The organism is Herbiconiux sp. (assembly GCF_023264895.1).
GTDB lineage: Bacteria > Actinomycetota > Actinomycetes > Actinomycetales > Microbacteriaceae > Herbiconiux.
This window is the reverse complement of record NZ_JAHFUY010000031.1, coordinates 18,203-39,736: the sequence shown is the minus strand read 5'-3', so window position 1 is coordinate 39,736 and position 21,534 is coordinate 18,203. Positions and strand designations below refer to the sequence as shown.

The following is a 21,534-nucleotide window of genomic DNA, read 5'->3' as shown; positions in this document are numbered from 1 at the left end:
ATTGTTGGTCGAGACGTTCTCGCTCACTTGGCGATCACCGCCTTCTGGGTCGGTGCGGCCGACGCCTTGGGCGCCTTGGGCTTCTTGGGTTTCGACGGATCCGGCAGCCGGAACACGGTGCGGATGAGCGGCGGGGCGGCGATGAACAGCACGATGAGCGACTGCACGACGAGCACGATGTCAATCGGGATGCCCTGCGAGGCCTGCATCGCGAAGCCGCCGGCCTTGAACGCTCCGAACAGGATGCCGGCCACGAAGATGCCCCACGGCTTGGAGCGGCCGAGGAGCGCCACGGTGATGGCGTCGAAGCCGATGCCCGCGTCGAGCCCCGAGCTGAAGCCGGACGACAGCGGGCCGAGCACCTGCGAGATGCCCGCGAGACCCACGAGCGCACCCGAGATGAGCATGGCGTAGACGTACATGTTCTTGACGTCGATGCCGGCCACCCGGGCGGCGTTCGGGTTCAGGCCCACGGCACGGAACTTGAAGCCGAGCGAGGAGCGGCTGAGCAGCCACCACACGAACACCGTGGCCGCGATCACGAGGATGAAGCCGAAGTTGAGGTTGAACTGCGGCCCGAGGAGATCGGGGAACACCGCCGTGTCCATGATCGGGGGCGACTTCGGGTTGTTCGATCCGGGCGCCTGGAGGACGGGTGTGCGCAGGAGGTAGGAGACCAGGTAGAACGCCACGTAGTTGAGCATGATCGTGACGATCACCTCGTGGGCTCCCGTGCGAGCTTTCAGGAGACCGGCGAGGCCACCCCAGATGCCGCCGCCGATGAGACCGGCGAGCACGGCGAGCACCATGTGCAGGCCCCACGGCAGGTCGAGCGTGAAGCCCACCCAGCCGGCGCACGCGGCGGCGATGAGCATCTGACCGCGGCCGCCGATGTTGAACATGCCGACGCGGAACGCGAGGCCCACGCCGAGGCCGGCCGCGATGAGCGGGGTGGCGAAGGCGAGGGTCTCGGTGAACGGCTTGATCTGCGACGCGAACTCGGGCCGGTTGGGGTTGAACACCGAGCCCTGGAAGAGGGCGACGTAGGCGCCGGAGACGGCCTTCCAGATCTCGGCGAGCGTGTCAGCCGGGCGGGCGAAGAAGTAGCCCGCCGCCGCCTGCACGTTCTCGTCGGTGAGGGCGATCAGGATGCCGCCCGCGATCATCGCGAGCACGACGGCGAGGATCGAGATCATGACGCTGCCGCCGGTGATCTCGGTCAGCGCCTTGCGCCACCGCGACGGCGGCTCGGCCACCGGAGCGGGCTTGGTCAGGGTGGTGTCGCTCACGCGGCGGTTCCTTCCACGTCGATACCGGCGGGGACTTCGCCCGCCATCATGAGGCCCAGCACGTCGCGCGAGGTGGTGCCCGGAACGATGCCCACGATGGATCCGCGGTACATCACGGCGATGCGATCGGCGAGCGCGACGACCTCGTCGAGCTCGGTGGAGACGACCACCACGGGGATGCCCTCGTCGCGCGTGGCCACGATGCGCTTGTGCACGAACTCGATCGATCCCACGTCGATGCCGCGGGTGGGCTGCGCCGCCACGAACAGCCGGAGCTCCCGCGACAGCTCGCGCGCGAGCACGACCTTCTGCTGGTTTCCGCCGGAGAGACGGCCGACAGCGGTCTGGATGCCCTGGGAGCGCACGTCGAACTCCTTCGACTTGTCCTCGGCGAAGCCGTTGAGGAACGACAGCTGCAGGTTGCCGCCCTTGACGAAGGGCTTGCCCTCCGAGCGGTCGAGCATGAGGTTCTCGGCGATCGTGAACTCGCCGACCAGGCCGTCCTCCTTGCGGTCCTCGGGCACGAACCCGACACCGGAGTCGAGCACCTTGCGCACCGACATGCCCACGAGCGAGCGGCCGTCGAGCGAGACGGTGCCGGAGACGCGCGCCTGCAGGCCCATGAGCGCCTCGGTGAGCTCGGTCTGGCCGTTGCCCTGCACGCCGGCGATGGCGAGGATCTCGCCCGCCCGCACCTCGAACGACACATCGTTGACCACGACCTGGCCGCGCGGGTCGATGACCGAGAGGTTCGAGACCTGGAGGGCGGCCTTGCCGGGCTGGGCGGGCGCCTTCTGCACGGTCAGCTCGACCGCGCGGCCAACCATCAGCGAGGCGAGCTCCGCGTTGGTCGCGGTGGGCGAGGCCTCGCCCACGACCTTGCCGAGGCGGATGACCGTGATGCGGTCGGCGACCTCGCGCACCTCGCGCAGCTTGTGGGTGATGAAGACGATGGAGGTTCCGGCTTCCTTGAGCAGGCGCATGATCGCCATCAGCTCGTCGGTCTCCTGCGGCGTGAGCACGGCGGTGGGCTCGTCGAACACGAGCACCTTCGCGTCGCGCGAGAGGGCCTTGATGATCTCGACCCGCTGCTGCACGCCCACGGGGAGATCGTCGACCAGCGCATCCGGATCGACGTCGAAGCCGAACCTGTCGCTGATCTCGCGCACCTTCGCGCGAGCGGCGTTGAGGTCGAGGCGGCCGCCGAACTTCGTCTGCTCGTGACCGAGCATCACGTTCTCGGCGACGGTGAAGACGGGGATGAGCATGAAGTGCTGGTGCACCATGCCGATGCCGGCGTTCATGGCGTCACCGGGGCCAGCGAAGTGCTGGACGACGTCGTCGAGCACGATCTCGCCTTCGTCGGCCTGGTAGAGGCCGTAGAGCACGTTCATGAGGGTGGACTTACCCGCGCCGTTCTCACCGAGAAGGCAGTGGATCTCGCCCGGCTCGACCGTGAGGTCGATGTGGTCGTTCGCGGTGAGGGCACCGAATCGCTTCGTGATGCCCCGCAGTTCGAGTTTCATGGAGTCAATCTACCTACTCCCCGGAGGGGGGCCGTGGTGTCCGCCAAAGAAGAGGTCGGGGGAACCAGCAGCGCTGGTCCCCCCGACCGATGTCGCGTTCAGGACGCGGATTCCTTACGGGGTCGAGGGCGACTCGACCGTGATGTCACCGGAGATGATGCCCTCGCTGATCGTGTCGAGCTCCGCCTGCAGGTCGGGCGAGACCTTGTCCTCGAAGTCGTGGAACGGGGCGATGCCCACGCCGTCGTTCTCGAGCGTGCCCACGAACGGGGTGGCGTCGAAGTCACCGGCGGCGGAGGTGTCGACCACGTCGACCACACCGGCGGCCACGCCCTTCATCACCGAGGTGAGGAAGAGGTCGGCGAGGTCGGGAGCGGTCTCGTAGTTGTCGGAGTCGACGCCCACGAGGGCGATCTCCTTGCCGGAGTCGCGGATCGCCTCGCCGGCGGAGAGGAAGATCGGTCCACCGACGGGGAGGATGACGTCGGCACCCTGGTCGATGAGGCCCTGCGCGACGGTCTTGGCCTCGACACCGGCGGCGAAGCCACCCGTGAACTGACCCGTCTGAGCGGCGACGTCCCAGCCGATGGCCTTGACGTCGGTGCCCTTCTGCTCGTTGTAGTAGCTCACGCCGTCGACGAAGCCGTCCATGAAGATGGTGACCGACGGGATCTGGATGCCGCCGTAGGTGCCCACGGTGCCCGTCTTGCTGTAGCTCGCCGCGGCGTAGCCGGCCAGGAACGCGGCCTGAGCGGTGTCGAAGACGATCGGCTTGACGTTGTCGGCCTCGATCGACGAGTCGTCGATGATCGAGAAGTTCACGTCGGGGTTCGCCTCGGCGGCGGACTTGGTGGCGTCGGCGAGGAGGAAGCCGACCGAGATGATCAGGTTGCAGTTCTGCGAGACCAGGTTGTCGATGTTGGGCTCGAAGTCGGTCTCAGCAGCCGACTCGACCGTGACGGGCTCGACGCCGAGCGCGTCCGCGGCCTCGGTGAGGCCCTCGAAGCCGGCCTGGTTGAACGACTTGTCGTCGAATCCGCCCGAGTCGGAGACCATGCAGGGGATGAAGTCGCTCGCGGCCTCTCCGCCGCTCGTGGATGCGGTGTCCGACGGCGCGGACGCGCATCCGGCCAGAAGAGCTGCCACACCCAGGGTGGCGAAGCCGGCCACGCTGGCCCGGCGAAGGTTGATGCTCAAGATGTCCTCCAAGATGCTGCCCTGCAAGGTGCGCAGGGGCTGTGTGGGAGCAACGTTACTAAATGTGACGCCCCAGGACAGGGGTGATCGGTCTCAGGCGCACAAGCGTTACAAAGAAGCGATCACGTCGTAATCTGCGCGAAATGTCCACCGCATGAACATGAAACGTCAGGGAGCGCTCGGCGAGTCCACGACGACGGTTCCCGCCACGATCTCGGCCTGGAGGGCGTCGATCTCGGCGCGGAGCTCCTCGGGCACCGAGGCCTCGAGGTCGTGGAAGGGTGCGAGCGCCACGCCCTCGTTCTCGAGGGTGCCGATGAAGGGGTCGGCCGAGAACTCGCCGTCGATGTCGTCGCCGACGATCTGCACCACGGCGTCGCCGGTGTTCTTCAGCACGCTCGTGAGCACGATGGGGCGGTACTCGGCCGGCAGCGTCTCGTAGCCGTCGTTGTCGACCCAGATGAGCGACGCCGATCCGGATTCGAGCACCGCGGAGGCCGCGCCCTCCCCCACCTGGCCGGCGACGGGCAGGATGACGTCGGCGCCCTGGTCGAGGAAGCCCTGGGTGACGGTCTTGCCCTTGTTGATGTCCTCGAAGTCGCCCGTGAACACGCCGTCCTGGGCCGCCTTGTCCCAGCCGAGGGCGCGCACCTGGGTGCCGTGCACCTCGTTGTACTTCGCGACGCCGTCGACGAAGCCGTCCATGAACAGGGTGACGGGAGGCTGGTTGCCGCCGCCGAAGGTCGCCACGACGCCGGTCTTGGAGACGCCGGCGGCGAGGTAGCCCGCGAGGTACGAGGCCTGCGCGGTGTCGAAGACGATCGGCTTGACGTTGGGGGCGTCGACCGTCTCGTCGACGATCGCGAAGTGGGTGTCCGGGAAGTTGCCGGCCTCCTCGAGGGTGGCGTCGGCGAGCTCGTAGCCGACGGTGAGCACGAACGTGCACCCGCTGTCGACGGCCTGCGTGACGTTGGGGGCGAGATCCGTCTCGCCGGTCGAGACGAGCACCTGCGCGTCGATCCCGAACTCCTCCTGGGCCTCCTGCAGCCCCGCCCAGCTGGACTGGTTGAAGGATCGGTCCTCGAGCCCACCTGAGTTCGTCACCATCCGCGCGCAGTAGTCGCCGCCCGCCTCGGGCCCGGCGGTCGACCCGCCACCCCCGGACGACGGAGCGGGAGCGCATCCCGCCAGCACGAGGGCCACGGCCCCGGACAGGATCCCGGCAGTGAGGATGCGTCTTCTCATCCTCGAATTCTAGAGAACATCTCCGGATCCGCCTGCACGCAGTGCGTCGACGACCGACTTGACCCGCTGAGCGTGCTCGCTGGTCGTGACCAGGAGCGCATCCGGGGTGTCGACCACGACGATGTCGGTGACCCCGATGAGGCTGATCACGCGCTTGGAGTGCGACACGACGATCCCGGTGGAGGAGTCGGCCAGAACCCGCGCGTTCTTGCCCAGGATGGCGAGATCGGTGCCGCGGCCGGAGCTGTGCAGCTTGGCGATGGAGGCGAAGTCGCCCACGTCGTCCCAGTCGAAGTCACCCGGGATGACGGCGAGGATGCCGGCGGCCGCGGCCGGCTCGGCGACGGAGTAGTCGATGGCGATCTTCTTGAGCGTGGGCCACACCTTGTCGACGACCTCGCCGCGCTTCGGGGTGTCCCAGGCCTCGGCGAGCTCGAGCACGCCGGCCAGCAGCTCGGGCTCTGAGGCGCCGAGCTGCTCGAGCAGGCGGTCGGCGCGGGAGATGAACATGCCCGCGTTCCAGAGGTAGTTGCCGGCCGTGAGGTAGTCGCGCGCCGTCGCCAGGTCCGGCTTCTCCACGAAGTTGTCGACGCGCAGCGCGTCGGCCGCACCCTCGATCGTGAGCGGCTCGGCGCAGCGGATGTAGCCGAAGCCCACGGCGGGGTCGGTGGGCGTGATGCCGATCGTGGCGATGTAGCCCTCGTCGGCCACGGCGACGGCCTGCATCACGGCGGAGCGGAAGCGCTCGGGGTTGGCGATGACGTGGTCGGCGGCGAACGAGCCGATGATGACCCCGGGCTCGCGGCGTTCGAGGATGGCGGCGGCGAGCGCGATGGCGGCGGTCGAGTCGCGCGGTTCCGACTCCAGCACGACGTTGAGGTCGGCGAGGTGCGGCAGCTGCTCCTCCACGGCGGCGCGGTGCGCGCGGCCGGTGACCACCATGATCCGCTGCTCGCCGGAGAGCGGGGCGAGGCGCTCCCAGGTGTCGCGCAGCAGGCTCTGGCCCGAGCCGCTCAGGTCGTGCAGGAACTTCGGGGCATCGGCCCGGGAGAGCGGCCACAGTCGCGATCCGACCCCACCCGCCGGGATGACGCTGTAGAGACGGCCGAGCGCGGAGGGGGTGGTCTTCATGGGGCACAGCCTATACAGAGGGTCTGAACCCCCTGACGTTCGCCCGCCGAGAACCCTCCCGTCACCCGCCGTGCACCCTCCGGGCACCCGTGCTTCCTACGGTGGAGCCGTGACCGGGCTCAGCCCGAGCCGACAGGGTCGCACCCACACCGGAGGCGCTTCATGCGTGTTGCCATCGTCAGTGAGAGTTTCCTACCGACCGTCAACGGAGTCACCGGCAGTGTCTGCAAGGTGCTCGACCACCTCGCCGACAACGGCCACGAGGCGATGGTGATCTGCCCGGCCGCGGGCTCGCCCTCGCACTACCGGGGCTTCCCGGTGCACCAGGTTCCCGCGGTGGCCTACCGCCAGTTCCCGGTGGGCATCCCGAACGCGCAGCTGGCGCGACTGATCGGGCGCTTCCGCCCCGATGTCGTGCACGCGGCCTCCCCCTTCCTCCTCGGCGCGCAGGCCATCGCGGCCGCCAACCGTCTGGACATCCCGTCGGTCGCGATCTTCCAGACGGATGTCGCGGGCTACGCCCGCCGCAACCGCCTCGGCTCGGCCTCGAAGCTCGCCTGGCGCTTCGTGCGCTGGATCCACGACGGCGCGGACCGCACCCTCGCCCCCTCGACCTCCTCGCGGAACGACCTCGAGGGCGCCGGCGTGCAGCGGATCGAGCTGTGGGGCCGCGGCGTCGATCTCGACCGCTACCACCCGAACCACCGCACCCGCCCGGCGGCGGCGGCGCTGCGCTCCCTGCTCTCCTCGAACGGCCGCGACGTCGTGGTCGGCTACGTCGGCCGCATCGCGCCCGAGAAGGGCCTCGAGCGGTTCGCGGCCCTCCGCGGCATCCCCGGCATCCACCTCGCCATCGTGGGCGACGGCCCCTCCGACGCGTCGGTGCGGAAGCTCCTCCGCGGCATGCCCGTGACCTACCTCGGCAGGCTCTCGGGCGAGCAGCTGGCGGATGCCTACGCGAGCTTCGACGTGTTCGCCCACACCGGCACGGAGGAGACCTTCGGCCAGACGCTGCAGGAAGCGCACGCCGCCGGCCTCCCGGTGATCGCCCCCGCCGCGGGAGGCCCGATCGACCTCGTGCGGCACGGCGAGAACGGCTACCTCTTCGATCCGGACGACGACCGCGACTTCGCCTCGCGCGTGGGCACGCTCGTCGCCGATCCCGAGCTCCGGATGCGGATGGGCGAGGCGGGGCGGCGCACCGTCATCGGCACGTCGTGGTCGTCGGTGTGCGACGAACTGCTCGGCCACTACCGCGCCGTGATCGCGGCCCGGGCCGCCTGCCGTCGCACTCCGGTCGGCTCACACGTCTGAATACAAGACCGTATGCGGTAGCCTTCCCGGCTTGTGTTTCTGCGGGAGGGGTGCCCCAGCGGTGCTGTATACAAGTTAGGCGTGCCTTACAAGCGGGTTCGCCGAACTCGACATAGACTGCCCATGGTCGCGCATCGGGTTCTCACCATCCGCAGTGGGGGCGATGGCGAGCTCTATCTAAGCCAAGGAGGGTTGTTCATGCCTGAGAATTCGGCAGGAACGATGACGCCGAGGCGGCCCGCCGGAACTCTGTACCGCGGCCGTGAAGGCATGTGGTCCTGGGTCCTGCACCGCATCACCGGCGTAGCGATCTTCTTCTTCCTACTCGTCCACATCCTCGACACCGCGATGGTGCGGGTGGCGCCGGAGGCCTACAACGCGGTCATCTCGACCTATCAGAACCCGATCATGGGCCTCGGCGAAGTCGCCCTGGTCGGTGCGATCGCGTTCCACGCGTTCAACGGCATCCGGATCATCCTGATCGACCTGTGGTCGAAGGGCGCGAAGTACCAGCGCCAGATGTTCTGGATCGTCATCGGCGTCTGGGTCGTCACGATGCTGGCGTTCACCCCGCGCCACCTCATCAATGTGTTCAGCCACCTCCCGGGAGCAGGTCAGTGATGGCGACGACGATCGAGACCCCCCGCGCCCCTCACTCCGTTCGCCGCAACCGCGGTGTGAACTGGGAGAAGTGGGGCTGGATCTACATGCGCGCCTCTGGCGTCGTGCTCCTCATCCTGATCTTCGGGCACCTCTTCGTGAACCTCATGGTGGGCGACGGCATCAAGGCCATCGACTTCGCCTTCGTGGGCGGCAAGTGGAGCGACCCGTTCTGGCAGGTGTGGGACACGCTGATGCTTTGGCTCGCCCTCATCCACGGCTCCAACGGCATGCGCACGATCGTGAACGACTACTCGACACGTCCTCTCGTGCGGAAGATCCTGCTCGGCGCCATCGCGGTCTCGGCCGTGACCCTGATCACCCTGGGAACCCTCGTGGTCTTCACCTTCGACCCGTGCCCCGCGGGCTCGCCGGCCGATCTTCTGCCGTCGTTCTGCCCCGTCAACCAGTAGTACCCGAGCGTGAGTGAATCCGTGACCCAATACGAAGATGGTGCCGTCGTCGACGGCGTCCACTACCACCAGTTCGACATCGTGATCGTCGGCGCCGGCGGCGCCGGCATGCGCGCGGCGATCGAGGCGGGCCCCAAGGCCAAGACCGCCGTCATCTCGAAGCTCTACCCCACCCGGTCGCACACCGGCGCGGCGCAGGGCGGCATGGCAGCCGCCCTCGCCAACGTCGAGGAGGACAACTGGGAGTGGCACACCTTCGACACGGTCAAGGGCGGCGACTACCTCGTCGACCAGGACGCGGCGGAGATCCTCGCCAAGGAGGCCATCGACGCGGTCATCGACCTCGAGAACATGGGCCTGCCGTTCAACCGCACCCCCGAGGGCAAGATCGACCAGCGGCGCTTCGGCGGCCACACCCGCGACCACGGCAAGGCGCCCGTGCGCCGCGCCTGCTACGCGGCCGACCGCACCGGCCACATGATCCTGCAGACGCTGTTCCAGAACTGCGTCAAGCTCGGCATCAACTTCTTCAACGAGTTCTACGTGCTCGACCTCGTGATGACGAAGGTCGACGGGGTCGACAAGCCCTCCGGTGTCGTCGCGTTCGAGCTCAAGACCGGTGAGATCCACGTCTTCCAGGCCAAGGCCGTGATCTTCGCGACCGGCGGCTTCGGCAAGATCTACAAGACCACCTCGAACGCCCACACCCTCACGGGCGACGGCGTCGGCATCATCTGGCGGAAGGGCCTGCCGCTCGAGGACATGGAGTTCTTCCAGTTCCACCCCACCGGGCTCGCCGGCCTCGGCATCCTCCTCACCGAGGGAGCGCGAGGCGAGGGCGCCATCCTCCGGAACGCGTCCGGTGAGCGCTTCATGGAGCGCTACGCCCCCACCATCAAAGACCTCGCGCCCCGCGACATCGTAGCCAGGTGCATGGTGCAGGAGGTCGCGGAGGGCCGGGGCGCCGGCCCGCACAAGGACTACGTGCTGCTGGACTGCACGCACCTCGGTGCCGAGGTTCTCGAGACCAAGCTCCCCGACATCACCGAATTCGCCCGCACCTACCTGGGCGTCGACCCGGTGGTCGAGCCCGTTCCCGTGATGCCCACCGCGCACTACGCCATGGGCGGCATCCCCACGAACATCAAGGCCGAGGTCCTCTCGGACAACGACACCGTGGTCCCCGGCCTCTACGCCGCCGGCGAGTGCGCCTGCGTGTCGGTGCACGGCTCCAACCGTCTCGGCACCAACTCGCTGCTCGACATCAACGTGTTCGGCAAGCGCAGCGGCAACAACGCCGCCGAGTACGTGCAGACCGTCGACTTCACGCCGCTGCCTCCCGACCCCGCGGGCGCCATCGTGTCGCTCGTGGCGTCGCTGCGGGCAGGCACCGGCACCGAGCGCATCTCCGCGATCCGCAAGGAGCTGCAGGACGAGATGGACAAGAACGCCCAGGTGTTCCGCACCGACGAGTCGCTGGCCCGGGTCACCGAGACCATCCACGGCCTCCGCAACCGCTACCGCAACATCCAGGTGCAGGACAAGGGCAAGCGGTTCAACACCGACCTGCTCGAGGCGATCGAGCTCGGCTTCCTGCTCGACCTCGCCGAGGTCGTCGTCTTCTCGGCGCGCAACCGTCAGGAGTCGCGCGGCGGTCACATGCGCGACGACTTCCCGAAGCGCGACGACGACAAGTACATGAAGCACACCATGGCGTACCTCTCGGGTGACCCTCACTCGAGCGACGCCGCCGATCACATCCGGCTCGACTGGAAGCCCGTCGTGATCACGCGCTACCAGCCGATGGAGAGGAAGTACTGATGACCCTGGTCGTTGACGAGGCCCCCGCGGGCGGCCCGGCTCCCGAAGCCCCCATCGAGGCGTTCACCGTGACGCTGATCATCCGCCGATTCGACCCGGACGTGGACTCCGAGCCGAGATGGCAGGACTTCGACGTGCAGATGTTCGCGACCGACCGCATCCTCGACGCGCTGCACAAGATCAAGTGGGAGCAGGACGGGTCGCTGACCTTCCGCCGCTCGTGCGCCCACGGCATCTGCGGCTCGGATGCGATGCGCATCAACGGCCGCAACCGCCTGGCCTGCAAGACGCTCATCAAGGACCTCGACATCACGAAGCCCATCTACGTGGAGGCCATCAAGGGCCTGCCGCTGGAGAAGGACCTCATCGTCGACATGGACCCGTTCTTCGAGTCGTTCCGCGAGGTGCAGCCGTTCCTCCAGTCCAACACGGCGCCGCCGAAGGACAAGGAGCGCATCCAGTCGGTCGCCGACCGCGCCCGCTTCGACGACACCACCAAGTGCATCCTCTGCGCCGCGTGCACCTCGTCGTGCCCCGTGTTCTGGACCGACGGGCAGTACTTCGGGCCCGCCGCGATCGTGAACGCGCACCGCTTCATCTTCGACTCCCGTGACGAGGCGGCCTCGACCCGCCTCGACATCCTGAACGACAAGGAGGGCGTCTGGCGCTGCCGCACGACCTTCAACTGCACGGATGCCTGCCCCCGCGGCATCCAGGTGACCCAGGCCATCGCCGAGGTCAAGCAGGCGATCATGCGCGGCAAGCCGTAGCCACTGCGGGCTTGCTCTGCGGGGTCGACAACGGAGGAACCTCAGGCTGTTCGGGCCTGAGGTTCCTCCGTTTCTGCGTGCGGGGCGCTTCTTCCTCCGCTGTCGACTCCTGCACCTACGTCTGCAAAGGCGTGCTCGTCCCCAGATCTGCGTCCCGGGGCCCCGCTGCCGTCTGCAGGCAGCAGTCTCTGATGCATGGACTCCCTGCTCGCCGCCCTCCCTGCCGTCAGCTCGAGCGCCACTCTGCGCCGCGTCGGGCTCACCGAGGGTCTCGTGCGGCGGCTCGTCGCCGAGCGGCAGCTGCTGCGCGTACGCCGCGGCCACTTCGCGACACCGGATGCGCCGCGCGACGTCGTCCGCGCCGTGCGCCTGGGCGGCAGGCTGACCTCGTTCTCGGCCCTGCGCGTGCACATGGTGTGGCAGCCTCCCTGTGACACGAGGCTGCACGTAGTCGTCGCCCGCAACGCCCACGATCTTCGCGATCCCGACACCGGCGAGCCCTTCCGTCCGCGACCCGATGTGGCGCTGCATTGGCTCGACGCGGCACCGCGACGCGGGAGCACCGCGGGCCACCTGGTCTCGCCGGGCGAGGCGCTTCGACACCTTCCCTCCGACCTCGACCCGGCGTTCGGCATCGCCACGATCGACTCGGTGCTGCGGCTCGGCAAGGCCACCGTCTGGGAGCTCGAGCATGCCTTCAGGCGCAGTCGCAGGCTCGCGGCCTGGCTCTCGAGGGCGGATCCGCGAGCCGAGTCAGGGGCGGAATCAGTGGCGCGGATCCGGCTGGAGGATGCGGGGCTGAGGCCGCTCCCTCAAGTCGCGGTCGGTCGCTGGCGGGTCGACCTCATGCTGCCCGGGGTCGCGATCGAGATCGACGGCCGGGCCCACCACGACGACGCTGCAGCGTTCGAGCGGGATCGACGGCGGGCTGCGGAGCTCGCCACCCACCGGCTGCGTGTGCTCCACTTCAGCTACGCGCAGACGCTGTTCAGGTGGCCGGAGTGCCTCGCCGCTGTGCGAGCGTCGCTGGCCGCGTCGTGAGGTCCATCCGGGCGGGCGGGATGGGGGCGTCCGTGACAGGGTGGGAGCATGAGCGAGGTGCGTGGCAAGTCGGGCTCCGGCAGCGGGAACACGGCGGTCGACGACGACAGGGCCACCACGAAGGTCGCGGCCGGCGCGCCGCCGGCGATCGAGGTGGAGAAGAAGGACGACGGGCCCGAGAAGCCGCCCACCGGCATCGCGAAGCTGATCGCCTGGGTCATGGAGCTCAAGCCTGTGCGGGTGTTCCTGCGGTTCGGCGCGAGCGGCGGCGAGATCATGGCCTCCGGGATGTCGTTCCAGGCCGTCTTCGCCATCTTCGCGGGCATCTGGGTGGGCTTCTCCATCTTCGGGATCGTGCTCGCCGGCAACCCGGCGCTGCTCGACTCGATCGTGGCGCAGCTCGGCAACGCCATCCCGGGCCTCATCGGGGAGGGCGGTGCGATCGATCCGGATGCCCTGATGGAGGCCAGGATCTTCGGCTGGACCGGCGCCATCGCGCTCGTCGGGTTGATCATGACCGCGATCGGCTGGCTCGCGTCGACGCGCGACAGCATCCGGCGCCTGTTCGTGCTCGAACCGCCGAAGACCCTGTTCATCCTGCTCAAGCTGAAGGACTTCGGTCTCGCCCTCGCGTTCGGCGTGGCCATCGTGCTGTCGGCGGTCGTGAGCCTCGTGAGCAACCAGGGGCTCTCCTTCGCCTTCGGGCTGCTCGGGATCGACACCCGCTCGACCTTCGCCCTGTTCGTGGCCTGGCTCGTGGGTGTGCTCGTGGTGTTCGTGTTCGACTCGCTCGTGCTGGCGGGCGCCTTCCGGGTGCTCTCGGGCGTCAAGATCCCGAGGAAGCGCCTGTTCGCCGGTGCCGCCATCGGCGGTGCCGCGCTCGGCGTGCTGAAGATCCTCGGCACGCAGCTTCTCGGCGGAGCGACCTCGAACCCGCTGCTCGCGTCGTTCGCGGTGATCATCGGAATCATGATCTTCCTCAACCTCGTCTGCCGGGTGATCCTGATCTCGGCGACCTGGATCGCGGTGGGCATGGACGACGCCGGGATCGACCCGCGCTCGCTCAGCCCCGAGGAGATCGAGAACGAGCGGGAGCGCCGGGTGGCGGAGGCGAGGGACGTGCTGGTCTCGGCCGAGCGGGAGCGCCTGCAGGAGCAGATGGCGAAGACGAGCGGCCTGCAGCGCCGGCGGCTCCGCAAGAAGCTCGAGAAGCTCGACGACCTCGACCGGGCCGAGAAGGTGGAGCTCTCCAAGAAGCGCTGAGGGGTCGTCGCTACCGACAGTCGCGACGGGCAGCGGCCGGGGCAGTGGGCAGCGGCCCTCGCGACGGATGGGCGTCGGTGGCCGCCGGTAAGCTTGGCGTATGCCCCGCAAGCCCCTCAGAGTCGCATCCGTCAACGTCAACGGCGTCCGTGCCGCCTTCCGGAAGGGCATGGGCGAGTGGCTGGAGAAGCGCGACGTCGACATCCTGGCGATGCAGGAGGTGCGCGCCGCCACGGAGGATCTGGAGAACCTGCTCGGCCCCGAGTGGAACATCCTGCACGACCCCGCCACCGCCAAGGGCCGCGCCGGTGTGGCCATCGCGAGCCGCGACGCCGCATCGATCCACCGAGTGGTGCTCGGCCCTGACGAGTTCGACAGCGCCGGCCGCTGGCTCGAGGCCGACTACGAGTGGGAGGGTCAGGTGGTCACCGTGGTGTCGGCCTACGTGCACTCGGGTGAGGTCGGCACGCCCAAGCAGGTCGAGAAGATGAAGTTCCTCGACGCGATGCTCGAGCGCCTTCCCGCCATGCACGCCCACAGCCCGCTCGCGCTCGTGGTGGGCGACCTCAACGTCGGCCACCGCACCCTCGACATCAAGAACTGGAAGGGCAACCAGAAGAAGGCCGGCTTCCTCCCCGAGGAGCGCGCCTACTTCGACAGGATCGTGGGTGCTGAAGGCGACGAGGGTTACAACGCCGGCGCCGGACTCGGCTGGGTCGACCTCGGCCGCCGCTTCGCCGGCGAGGTGGAGGGCCCGTACACGTGGTGGTCGCAGCGAGGCAAGGCCTTCGACACCGACACGGGCTGGCGCATCGACTACCAGCTCGCCACCTCCGAACTCGCCGCCACCGCCACCTCGTACACCATCGACAAGGCCGATGCGTGGGACACCAGGTGGAGCGATCACGCCCCCGTCGTCGTCGACTACGCACTCTGAACCAGGAACCGCACCCCATGAACGAACCGAAGCCCCGCCTGCTGTCGGGCATGCAGCCCTCCGCCGACTCCCTGCACCTCGGCAACTACATCGGCGCCCTGCTCAGCTGGAAGGAGCTGCAGCAGAGCCACGACGCCTTCTTCTTCCTGGCCGACCTGCACGCCATCACGGTTCCGCAGGATCCGGAGGCCCTTCGCGCCAACACCCGCCGCACCGCTGCGCAGTACATCGCTGCCGGCATCGACCCGTCGGCCTCCACGCTGTTCGTGCAGTCGCACGTGCCCGCCCACGCCGAGCTGGCCTGGGTGCTCAACACCCTCACCGGATTCGGTGAAGCCGCGCGCATGACGCAGTTCAAGGACAAGTCGGCGAAGCAGGGCCAGGAGGCCGCCTCGGTGGGGCTGTTCACCTACCCCATCCTGCAGGCCGCCGACATCCTGCTCTACCAGCCGCACGAGGTGCCGGTGGGTGAGGATCAGCGCCAGCACATCGAGCTCACCCGCGACCTCGCGAACCGTTTCAACTCCCGCTTCGGCGAGACGTTCCGCATCCCGCGGCCGTACATCCTCAAGGAGACGGCCAAGATCTTCGACCTGCAGAACCCGACGGCGAAGATGTCGAAGTCGTCGGAGTCGGCGGCCGGCATCGTGTGGCTGCTCGACGAGCCCGCGGTGAGCGCGAAGAAGATCACGCGCGCGGTCACGGATGCCGACGGCGAGGTGCGCTTCGACCGCGAGGCCAAGCCGGGGCTGGCCAACCTGCTCACGGTCTTCTCCATGCTCTCGGGGCGGAGCGTCGACGACGTCGTGGCCGAGTTCGCGGGCGGCGGCTACGGCACGCTCAAGAAGGCGCTGGCCGAGGTGATCGCCGAGACGCTCGGCCCGATCCGTGCCCGCACCCTCGAACTGCTGGATGACCCGGCCGAGCTCGACCGGCTGCTCGCGGTGAACGCCGATCGTGCGAACGAGGTGGCGGAGAAGACCCTCGCCACGGTCTACGACCGCGTCGGCCTCCTCCCCCGCCACCGCTGACGCCGCCCGCCCGCCCCGCCACGTTCGCTCGGCCCCAGGTGCACCGCAGGCACTCACGCGACCCCAGGTGCGCCCCACCCCGAGTTCCCCGACTTGACAGTAGTTGCGCCTAAAAGCGCCGACTTGGCACATCTTGTGTCAAGTCGCGGCGGGTGGGAGGGGCGGGGACGCGGCGGGTGGGGGGTCAGCGGAGGTCGGTCGAGGCTCCTACGATCTCCTCGCGGACTCGGCGGAGGTCCTCCAGGAGCGAGCCGATCAGGATCCAGTGGGTCGGGTCGGGGGCGATCGTCTGCAGCGGCGCGGTGAGGGTGAGCTCGTCCTCGCCGAGCGACTCCTCCTCGTCGACCGGCAGGTTCGAGTGCTGCATCACGAGCCGCAGGTCATGGGCGGCCCGCCGGAGCTCCTCGCCGATGGCCCGCGCCGTCGGCTCGCGGTGCAGCGTGTCGTCGAAGCGGTCGTTGAGCGCCCGGGCCATGCCGAGCACGCGGGTCACCACGATCACGAGCATCGCGAGCAGCTCCCGGTCGGAGTTGATCTGCTCGCGGTGGTTCGAGCGCCGCGGATTGAAGCGGAGACTCTCGACCGCCGCGGTGATGGCCGCGTCGGCCTTCGCCTGCATGGGCCGGAGCAGCCGTGCCTCCACGAGCAGCCCCGAGCGGTAGGCCTCATCCGTGGGCCGGCTCAGCACGGCGGCGAGGCCGTCCATGGTGGCCGCGACCTCGCGCCCGAGCGCCGCGATCGCCTCCTGCGCGGGCTGCAGGGCGATGGGCGGCACGATCAGCCAGTTGATGAAGATGCCGATCAGCGCCCCCAGCACGGTCTCGATGATCCGGGCGACCGCGTAGTCGGGGGTCTGCGCCCCGAGCGCCAGCACGAGCATGGCGCTGATCGGGATCTGCACCGTGGAGGACTGCGGGAACCGCAGCGCCCAGCCCACGAGCAGTGACACGGCGATGGCGACGAGGATGACCCAGCCGGCGGATCCGAGCACGAGCGCCGAGAGATACGCCACCACCACGCCCACGATCACGCCGATGGAGCGCTCGATGCCGCGGCTCAGCGACTGGTTGACGCTCGGCTGCACCACGATGATCGCGGCGATCGCACCGAAGACCGGCACCTGTCCCGGCGCCACGAACGAGCACACGATCCAGGCGAGCACGGCGGCCGCCGCGGTCTTCAGCACCTGCAGCAGGGGCGTGCGAGCGGTCTGGAACGCCCGGGCCGGTGCGAGCGTGCGGCGGAGCGCCGCGGCGAGGCGCGCGCCGGCACCCGGCTTACCCTCGGAGCTCGCGGCGTGGCTGGTCACCCGTCCACCGTATCCCCGCTCAGCACGCCACCACTCAGCACTCCACCCCTCAGCACTCCACCCCTCAGCACTCCACCACGTTGACGGCGAGCCCGCCGAGTGAGGTCTCCTTGTACTTCGAGTTCATGTCCCGCCCGGTCTCGCGCATCGTCGCGATCACCTGGTCGAGGCTCACGTGGTGGCTGCCGTCGCCCCACAGCGCCATCCGCGCGGCGTTGATGGCCTTCGCGGCGGCGAGCGCGTTGCGCTCGATGCACGGGATCTGCACGAGACCGCCGATCGGATCGCAGGTCAGGCCGAGGTTGTGCTCCATCGCGATCTCGGCGGCGTTCTCCACCTGGGCGGGTGTACCTCCCATCACCTCGGCGAGCCCCGCCGCCGCCATCGACGACGCCGAGCCCACCTCGCCCTGGCACCCCACCTCGGCCCCCGAGATCGACGCCTGCTCCTTGTAGAGCACCCCCACCGCGGCCGCCGCGAGCAGGAACCGCACGCACACGTCGTCCTCGCCGAGCGCCGCTCCCGCGACCCCGCCCTCGCCGGGCCGCAGGTAGTGCCGCGCGTAGTGCAGCACCGCGGGCACGATGCCCGCGGCCCCGTTCGTGGGCGCGGTCACCACCCGCCCGCCCGAGGCGTTCTCCTCGTTCACGGCGAGCGCCACGAGGTTCACCCACTCCTGCCAGTACTCCGGTGCACCGAGCGGATCGGCCGACTCGAGCCGTGCCCGCCACTCGGGGGCCCGTCGCCGCACCGACAGCCCGCCCGGGAGCAGCCCGGTGCGGCCGAGGCTCGTCGCCACGCACTCATCCATCACATCCCGGATGGCGAGGAGGCGACGGTGCACCTCGGCCTCGTCGCAGCTCGACACGACGACCTCGTTGCGGAGCATCACGTCGGCGACCGAGAGCCCCGATGCCGCGCAGTGCCCCAGCAGCTCCGCGGCGGTGCGGAACGGGAGCGGCACGGCACCGACGCGACCACCACCGGCACCATCAGAACCGCCAGCACCACCACCACCACCACCGGAATCCGCCACCCCACCGCCCCCGTCGCCCTCCCGCTCCACGAACCCGCCGCCCACGGAGTAGTACGTCTCCGAGGCCAGCACCCCGCCGTCGGCGGCGACCGCCGAGAACCGAAGCCCGTTGCTGTGCCGGGGCAGCACTGTGAGCGGATGCAGCACGAGGTCGTCCTCCCGGAGCGGGATCCGGCGCTCTCCGCCCAGCAGCACGCATCCGGACGCCGCGATGGCCGAGCGCCTCGCCTCCACCGTCTCGGGCAGGATCTCCTCGGGCCGGTGCCCCTCGAGCCCCAGCAGCACCGCGCCGAACGTGCCGTGCCCGCGGCCGGTCGCGGCAAGCGATCCGTAGAGGTCGACGCGCACGGAGGCGACCGACGGCAGCTGCCCGGCGTCGGCGAGGAGGGACGCGAAGGCGGACGCCGCCCGCATGGGGCCCACGGTGTGCGACGACGACGGCCCGATCCCCACCGAGAAGAGGTCGAAGGTGCTGAGCGTCATGGGACTCCGTCTCCGGCGCGCAGGCGCCGCTCGAGTCCTCTCCGCTCTGTCGTGGTACCTGAGAGATTCCGCGGCGTTCGGCCGCTTGCCCCGTCGGTGGAGACGGCCGGCGCGGGTGGCGACGGTGCCTCGCTCTCCAGAGTCGCCTCGCTGCGGCGGTGCGGGGGCCTGAGAGTTTCCCGGAGAGGGATTGCTCCTACGGCGCCGGCCGCTGGCTGCGGCCGGACTCTCCCGCCGCAGATGTCACGGCGTGTTCAGATGTGCGTGCCGGTCAGTCTACGAGATCGGTGACGCCTTGCCCATGGTCTCGATCTCGACGGCGCTGCGGCTGTGCTTGCGCTTGTCGCCGAACACCCACACGCGGTACAGCACGAAGCGGAACGCCGCCCCGAGCGCCAGCCCGATGACGTTGCCGGCGATGTTGTCGGCGAGCAGGGACGTGAAGCCCAGCACGTAGTGCGAGAACCACAGGCAGGCGAGCCCGATCCCCATGCCCGCGATGCTCACCGCGAAGAACTCGAGGCTCTCGCGGAGCACGTCGTGCCGCCGGCGCTCGCGGAAGGTCCAGAACCGGTTGCCGAGCCAGTTCACCACGATGGCGAGCGCCGTCGAGATGAGCTTGGCCACCACCGGCCCCTCGTGCATGTTCTCGGGACTCATCACCGTGAGTCGGAGGAGGTTGAACACTCCCACGTCGACCACGAAGCCGACGCCGCCCACCAGGCCGAACCTGATGAACTCGGAGAAGAGGACACGCCACCGCGACCGGGGAGCCGGGGCACTGCTCATGTAAGGGTCTGCCGTTTCTGCACAGAGAGAGAGGAAGCGAACATTTCGTATCTTCCAGGTCAATGCTGAGCGTAACGGGCGAGAATGAACGGGAGTAGTCAGTACGCTTTCGAGCGGAGACAGCAGACCTGATCGAACGAGGAGCACGTGGCGAAGACCGTGGTCGTGATACCGACCTACAACGAGATCGGTTCGATCGCGGGCGTCATCGAGCGCGTACTCGCGACGGAGCCCACCGCCCACGTGCTCGTGGTCGACGACGGCTCCCCCGACGGCACCGGCGATCTCGCCGATCGCCTGGCTGCAGCCGACGACCGGGTGCAGGTGCTGCACCGCACGGAGAAGAACGGCCTTGGTGCCGCCTACGGCGCCGGCTTCCGTTGGGCCCTCGCCCGCGACTACGACTTCGTGGTGGAGATGGACGCCGACGGCTCGCACCAGCCCGAAGAGCTCCCCCGCCTGATCGCCCTGCTCGAGGCCGGCAACGACCTCGCGATCGGCACGAGGTGGATCCCGGGTGGCGTGATCGTGAACTGGCCCGCCTACCGCAAGTTCATCTCGCGCACCGGAACGGCGTACGCGCGCGTGCTGCTGCAGTCGAGGCTGCACGACCTCACGAGCGGCTACCGCGGCTTCCGGGCCGACTCGCTCCGCACCATCGACCTCACCACGGTCAACTCGCAGGGCTACTGCTTCCAGATCGAGATGGCGTGGCTCTTCGAACGCAGCGGCGCCCAGATCGGCGAGTTCCCGATCACCTTCGTCGAGCGCGCCGAGGGCGCCTCGAAGATGTCGACCGGCATCGTGGTGGAGGCGCTCGCCAAGGTCACCGGCTGGGGACTGTCGAGCATGGTCGGCCGCGCGCCCGACCGGCTGGCGCTGCCGGCCGCGGGCGGCGTCCCGCGCTGACGCGCGCCCCCGGCCCCGGGAATAGAAATAGCGCCCGGATGTTGAGGTGTACGATATTCGATACGTGCTCCGGGGTCAGTGAGATTCTGAACCGGCGGTGAAAGTCCGCGAGCCAGAGACGAGAGAAGCACCGCCCAGGCGGTGCGGATCGAGACGAAGGCTGATCTGGTGCAATTCCAGAACCGACGGTATTGGCGAGGCCCAGGCCTCCCTCAGTCCGGATGAGAGGCGCACGGGCGGTTCTGCCGAGGGCGGAGCCGTCAGCGCTTCAGCGCACCCCCGGGGCTCGTCCGACGACGAGGAACCCGATGACGACAGCACCACGCGAGGCCGACGCGATCACCGCGCCCGTGCGTGACGCCATGGCCCGGGCGCTCGAGCTGGCCGGTCGCGGCCCCCGTCACGGCGTGAACCCGCAGGTCGGCTGCGTGCTGCTCTCCCCCGAGGGCGACGTGCTCGCCGAGGGCTGGCACGAGGGCGCGGGCACCCCCCACGCCGAGGTCGCCGCGCTCAAGGCGCTGCCTCGCCCCGAGCTCGCGCGCGGTGCCACCGCCGTGGTGAGCCTCGAACCCTGCAACCACCACGGCCGCACCGGCCCCTGCAGCGTGGCCCTCATCGACGCCGGCGTCTCCCGCGTGGTCTACGCGATCCCCGACCCCGGGGTCCGCTCGGGCGATGGCGGCGAACGGATGCGCGAGGCCGGCCTCGACGTGCAGCAGGGCCTCCTCGCCGACGAGGCCGCCGAGACCATCCGGCCGTGGCTCACCGCCATGCGGCTCGGCCGACCCTTCGTGACCGTGAAGTGGGCCTCGAGCCTCGACGGCCGTGCTGCGGCGGCCGACGGTTCGAGCCGCTGGATCACGGGCCCGGCCGCCCGCGCCGACGTGCACCGACGCCGCGCCGACGCCGACGCCATCCTCGTGGGAACCGGCACCCTGCTCGCCGACGACCCCGAGCTCACCGCCCGCGGCGCCGACGGCCTCCTGGCGCACCAGCCCGCACCCGTGGTGGTGGGCCGCCGCGAAGTGCCGGCCACGGCGCGCGTGCACGCGCATCCGCTGCCCCTTCGCACCTTCGACGGCCTCGACCTGCACGCGATGCTCCGGGAGCTCTTCGACGCCGAGGTGCGCTCGGTGCTCGTGGAGGGCGGCCCCACGCTCGCGAGCGCGTTCCTCGCCGCCGGGCTCGCCGACGAGGTGCTCGTGTACCTCGCGCCGACCCTCATCGGCGGGCCCATGACCGCCGTCGGCGACCTCGGTGTGGAGTCGATCGGCGAGCAGCGGCGGCTCGTCTTCACAGACCTGCGACGACTGGGCGACGACGTCCTCCTCATCGCGCGACCGGACGCCTCGGCGCCCACGAAGGAGTAG

General features: G+C 69.4%; 19 protein-coding genes and 2 riboswitches. Of the genes, 11 read left to right on the top strand and 8 right to left on the bottom strand.

The features are described 5' to 3' along the window. Positions 1 to 23: 23 nt before the first annotated feature. From Q0D57_RS07215 to Q0D57_RS07195, 5 genes are all read right to left on the bottom strand, one after another. Positions 24 to 1,289, bottom strand: a complete 1,266-nt coding sequence (locus Q0D57_RS07215; RefSeq protein ID WP_291040424.1) for an ABC transporter permease — start codon at positions 1,287 to 1,289, stop codon at positions 24 to 26. Further along, positions 1,286 to 2,815, bottom strand: coding sequence for an ABC transporter ATP-binding protein (locus Q0D57_RS07210; RefSeq protein WP_291040423.1), 1,530 nt, complete (start codon positions 2,813 to 2,815; stop codon positions 1,286 to 1,288). Before Q0D57_RS07210 ends, Q0D57_RS07215 begins: the two co-directional genes overlap by 4 nt. Before the next feature lie 114 nt (positions 2,816 to 2,929). Continuing rightward, positions 2,930 to 4,012: a BMP family ABC transporter substrate-binding protein gene (locus tag Q0D57_RS07205; RefSeq protein ID WP_291040421.1), complete on the bottom strand. Its 1,083-nt coding sequence runs from the start codon at positions 4,010 to 4,012 to the stop codon at positions 2,930 to 2,932. A gap of 168 nt (positions 4,013 to 4,180) precedes the next feature. Beyond that, positions 4,181 to 5,257 (bottom strand): BMP family ABC transporter substrate-binding protein, encoded by a 1,077-nt coding sequence (locus Q0D57_RS07200; protein WP_291040419.1) that lies wholly within the window; start codon positions 5,255 to 5,257, stop codon positions 4,181 to 4,183. A 9-nt stretch (positions 5,258 to 5,266) separates the two neighbouring features. Continuing rightward, a complete protein-coding gene (locus Q0D57_RS07195) occupies positions 5,267 to 6,388 on the bottom strand; it encodes a mannose-1-phosphate guanylyltransferase (protein ID WP_291040417.1) in 1,122 nt (373 codons plus the stop codon). Between the two features lie 162 nt (positions 6,389 to 6,550). Here Q0D57_RS07195 and Q0D57_RS07190 point away from each other — a divergent pair, with 162 nt between their 5' ends. The 9 genes from Q0D57_RS07190 to trpS all read left to right on the top strand — a co-directional run bounded on the left by Q0D57_RS07190 (position 6,551) and on the right by trpS (position 15,638). Continuing rightward, positions 6,551 to 7,702 (top strand): glycosyltransferase family 1 protein, encoded by a 1,152-nt coding sequence (locus Q0D57_RS07190; RefSeq protein ID WP_291040414.1) that lies wholly within the window; start codon positions 6,551 to 6,553, stop codon positions 7,700 to 7,702. A gap of 198 nt (positions 7,703 to 7,900) precedes the next feature. Further along, positions 7,901 to 8,323, top strand: coding sequence for a succinate dehydrogenase, cytochrome b556 subunit (gene sdhC / locus Q0D57_RS07185; RefSeq protein ID WP_291040441.1), 423 nt, complete (start codon positions 7,901 to 7,903; stop codon positions 8,321 to 8,323). Continuing rightward, a complete protein-coding gene (locus Q0D57_RS07180; RefSeq protein WP_259526053.1) occupies positions 8,323 to 8,775 on the top strand; it encodes a succinate dehydrogenase hydrophobic membrane anchor subunit in 453 nt (150 codons plus the stop codon). Before sdhC ends, Q0D57_RS07180 begins: the two co-directional genes overlap by 1 nt. Positions 8,776 to 8,796: 21 nt before the next feature. Next, positions 8,797 to 10,596, top strand: a complete 1,800-nt coding sequence (sdhA, locus tag Q0D57_RS07175; RefSeq protein WP_259526052.1) for a succinate dehydrogenase flavoprotein subunit — start codon at positions 8,797 to 8,799, stop codon at positions 10,594 to 10,596. Beyond that, the gene (locus Q0D57_RS07170) at positions 10,596 to 11,366 is read left to right on the top strand and encodes a succinate dehydrogenase iron-sulfur subunit (protein ID WP_259526050.1); all 771 of its coding nucleotides are present in this window, start codon (positions 10,596 to 10,598) and stop codon (positions 11,364 to 11,366) included. Before sdhA ends, Q0D57_RS07170 begins: the two co-directional genes overlap by 1 nt. Positions 11,367 to 11,561: 195 nt before the next feature. Beyond that, positions 11,562 to 12,407, top strand: coding sequence for a hypothetical protein (locus Q0D57_RS07165; RefSeq protein WP_291040410.1), 846 nt, complete (start codon positions 11,562 to 11,564; stop codon positions 12,405 to 12,407). Positions 12,408 to 12,455: 48 nt separating this feature from the next. Then, positions 12,456 to 13,670, top strand: coding sequence for a YihY/virulence factor BrkB family protein (locus tag Q0D57_RS07160; RefSeq protein WP_291040408.1), 1,215 nt, complete (start codon positions 12,456 to 12,458; stop codon positions 13,668 to 13,670). 100 nt (positions 13,671 to 13,770) lie between these two features. After that, positions 13,771 to 14,607 carry an exodeoxyribonuclease III gene (locus tag Q0D57_RS07155; RefSeq protein WP_291040406.1) on the top strand — a complete coding sequence of 279 codons (837 nt, stop codon included), beginning with the start codon at positions 13,771 to 13,773 and terminating at the stop codon, positions 14,605 to 14,607. Between the two features lie 17 nt (positions 14,608 to 14,624). Beyond that, positions 14,625 to 15,638, top strand: a complete 1,014-nt coding sequence (gene trpS, locus Q0D57_RS07150) for a tryptophan--tRNA ligase (RefSeq protein WP_291040403.1) — start codon at positions 14,625 to 14,627, stop codon at positions 15,636 to 15,638. A 184-nt stretch (positions 15,639 to 15,822) separates the two neighbouring features. Here trpS and Q0D57_RS07145 read toward each other — a convergent pair whose 3' ends face one another. From Q0D57_RS07145 to Q0D57_RS07135, 3 genes are all read right to left on the bottom strand, one after another. Continuing rightward, positions 15,823 to 16,947: an FUSC family protein gene (locus Q0D57_RS07145; protein WP_291040401.1), complete on the bottom strand. Its 1,125-nt coding sequence runs from the start codon at positions 16,945 to 16,947 to the stop codon at positions 15,823 to 15,825. 64 nt (positions 16,948 to 17,011) lie between these two features. Further along, the gene (locus tag Q0D57_RS07140; protein WP_291040394.1) at positions 17,012 to 18,466 is read right to left on the bottom strand and encodes an L-serine ammonia-lyase; all 1,455 of its coding nucleotides are present in this window, start codon (positions 18,464 to 18,466) and stop codon (positions 17,012 to 17,014) included. A 146-nt stretch (positions 18,467 to 18,612) separates the two neighbouring features. Continuing rightward, positions 18,613 to 18,710: riboswitch (glycine riboswitch) on the bottom strand. A 32-nt stretch (positions 18,711 to 18,742) separates the two neighbouring features. Next, on the bottom strand, positions 18,743 to 19,255 hold the full coding sequence (locus tag Q0D57_RS07135; RefSeq protein WP_291040392.1) for a GtrA family protein: 513 nt from the start codon (positions 19,253 to 19,255) through the stop codon (positions 18,743 to 18,745). Between the two features lie 147 nt (positions 19,256 to 19,402). Here Q0D57_RS07135 and Q0D57_RS07130 point away from each other — a divergent pair, with 147 nt between their 5' ends. Together Q0D57_RS07130 and ribD are read left to right on the top strand one after the other, a co-directional pair. Continuing rightward, a complete protein-coding gene (locus tag Q0D57_RS07130; RefSeq protein WP_291040390.1) occupies positions 19,403 to 20,164 on the top strand; it encodes a polyprenol monophosphomannose synthase in 762 nt (253 codons plus the stop codon). A 61-nt stretch (positions 20,165 to 20,225) separates the two neighbouring features. Continuing rightward, positions 20,226 to 20,401, top strand: a riboswitch (FMN riboswitch). A 71-nt stretch (positions 20,402 to 20,472) separates the two neighbouring features. After that, positions 20,473 to 21,534 (top strand): bifunctional diaminohydroxyphosphoribosylaminopyrimidine deaminase/5-amino-6-(5-phosphoribosylamino)uracil reductase RibD, encoded by a 1,062-nt coding sequence (ribD, locus tag Q0D57_RS07125; protein WP_291040388.1) that lies wholly within the window; start codon positions 20,473 to 20,475, stop codon positions 21,532 to 21,534.

Coding starts and splice junctions, on each gene's coding strand:
- Q0D57_RS07210 (WP_291040423.1), bottom strand. CDS start 2,815: ATGAAACTCGAACTGCGGGGCATCACGAAGCGATTCGGTGCCCTCACC.
- Q0D57_RS07200 (WP_291040419.1), bottom strand. CDS start 5,257: ATGAGAAGACGCATCCTCACTGCCGGGATCCTGTCCGGGGCCGTGGCC.
- Q0D57_RS07195 (WP_291040417.1), bottom strand. CDS start 6,388: ATGAAGACCACCCCCTCCGCGCTCGGCCGTCTCTACAGCGTCATCCCG.
- Q0D57_RS07190 (WP_291040414.1), top strand. CDS start 6,551: ATGCGTGTTGCCATCGTCAGTGAGAGTTTCCTACCGACCGTCAACGGA.
- sdhC (WP_291040441.1), top strand. CDS start 7,901: ATGCCTGAGAATTCGGCAGGAACGATGACGCCGAGGCGGCCCGCCGGA.
- Q0D57_RS07180 (WP_259526053.1), top strand. CDS start 8,323: ATGGCGACGACGATCGAGACCCCCCGCGCCCCTCACTCCGTTCGCCGC.
- Q0D57_RS07170 (WP_259526050.1), top strand. CDS start 10,596: ATGACCCTGGTCGTTGACGAGGCCCCCGCGGGCGGCCCGGCTCCCGAA.
- Q0D57_RS07165 (WP_291040410.1), top strand. CDS start 11,562: ATGGACTCCCTGCTCGCCGCCCTCCCTGCCGTCAGCTCGAGCGCCACT.
- Q0D57_RS07160 (WP_291040408.1), top strand. CDS start 12,456: ATGAGCGAGGTGCGTGGCAAGTCGGGCTCCGGCAGCGGGAACACGGCG.
- Q0D57_RS07155 (WP_291040406.1), top strand. CDS start 13,771: ATGCCCCGCAAGCCCCTCAGAGTCGCATCCGTCAACGTCAACGGCGTC.
- trpS (WP_291040403.1), top strand. CDS start 14,625: ATGAACGAACCGAAGCCCCGCCTGCTGTCGGGCATGCAGCCCTCCGCC.
- Q0D57_RS07140 (WP_291040394.1), bottom strand. CDS start 18,466: ATGACGCTCAGCACCTTCGACCTCTTCTCGGTGGGGATCGGGCCGTCG.
- Q0D57_RS07135 (WP_291040392.1), bottom strand. CDS start 19,255: ATGAGCAGTGCCCCGGCTCCCCGGTCGCGGTGGCGTGTCCTCTTCTCC.
- ribD (WP_291040388.1), top strand. CDS start 20,473: ATGACGACAGCACCACGCGAGGCCGACGCGATCACCGCGCCCGTGCGT.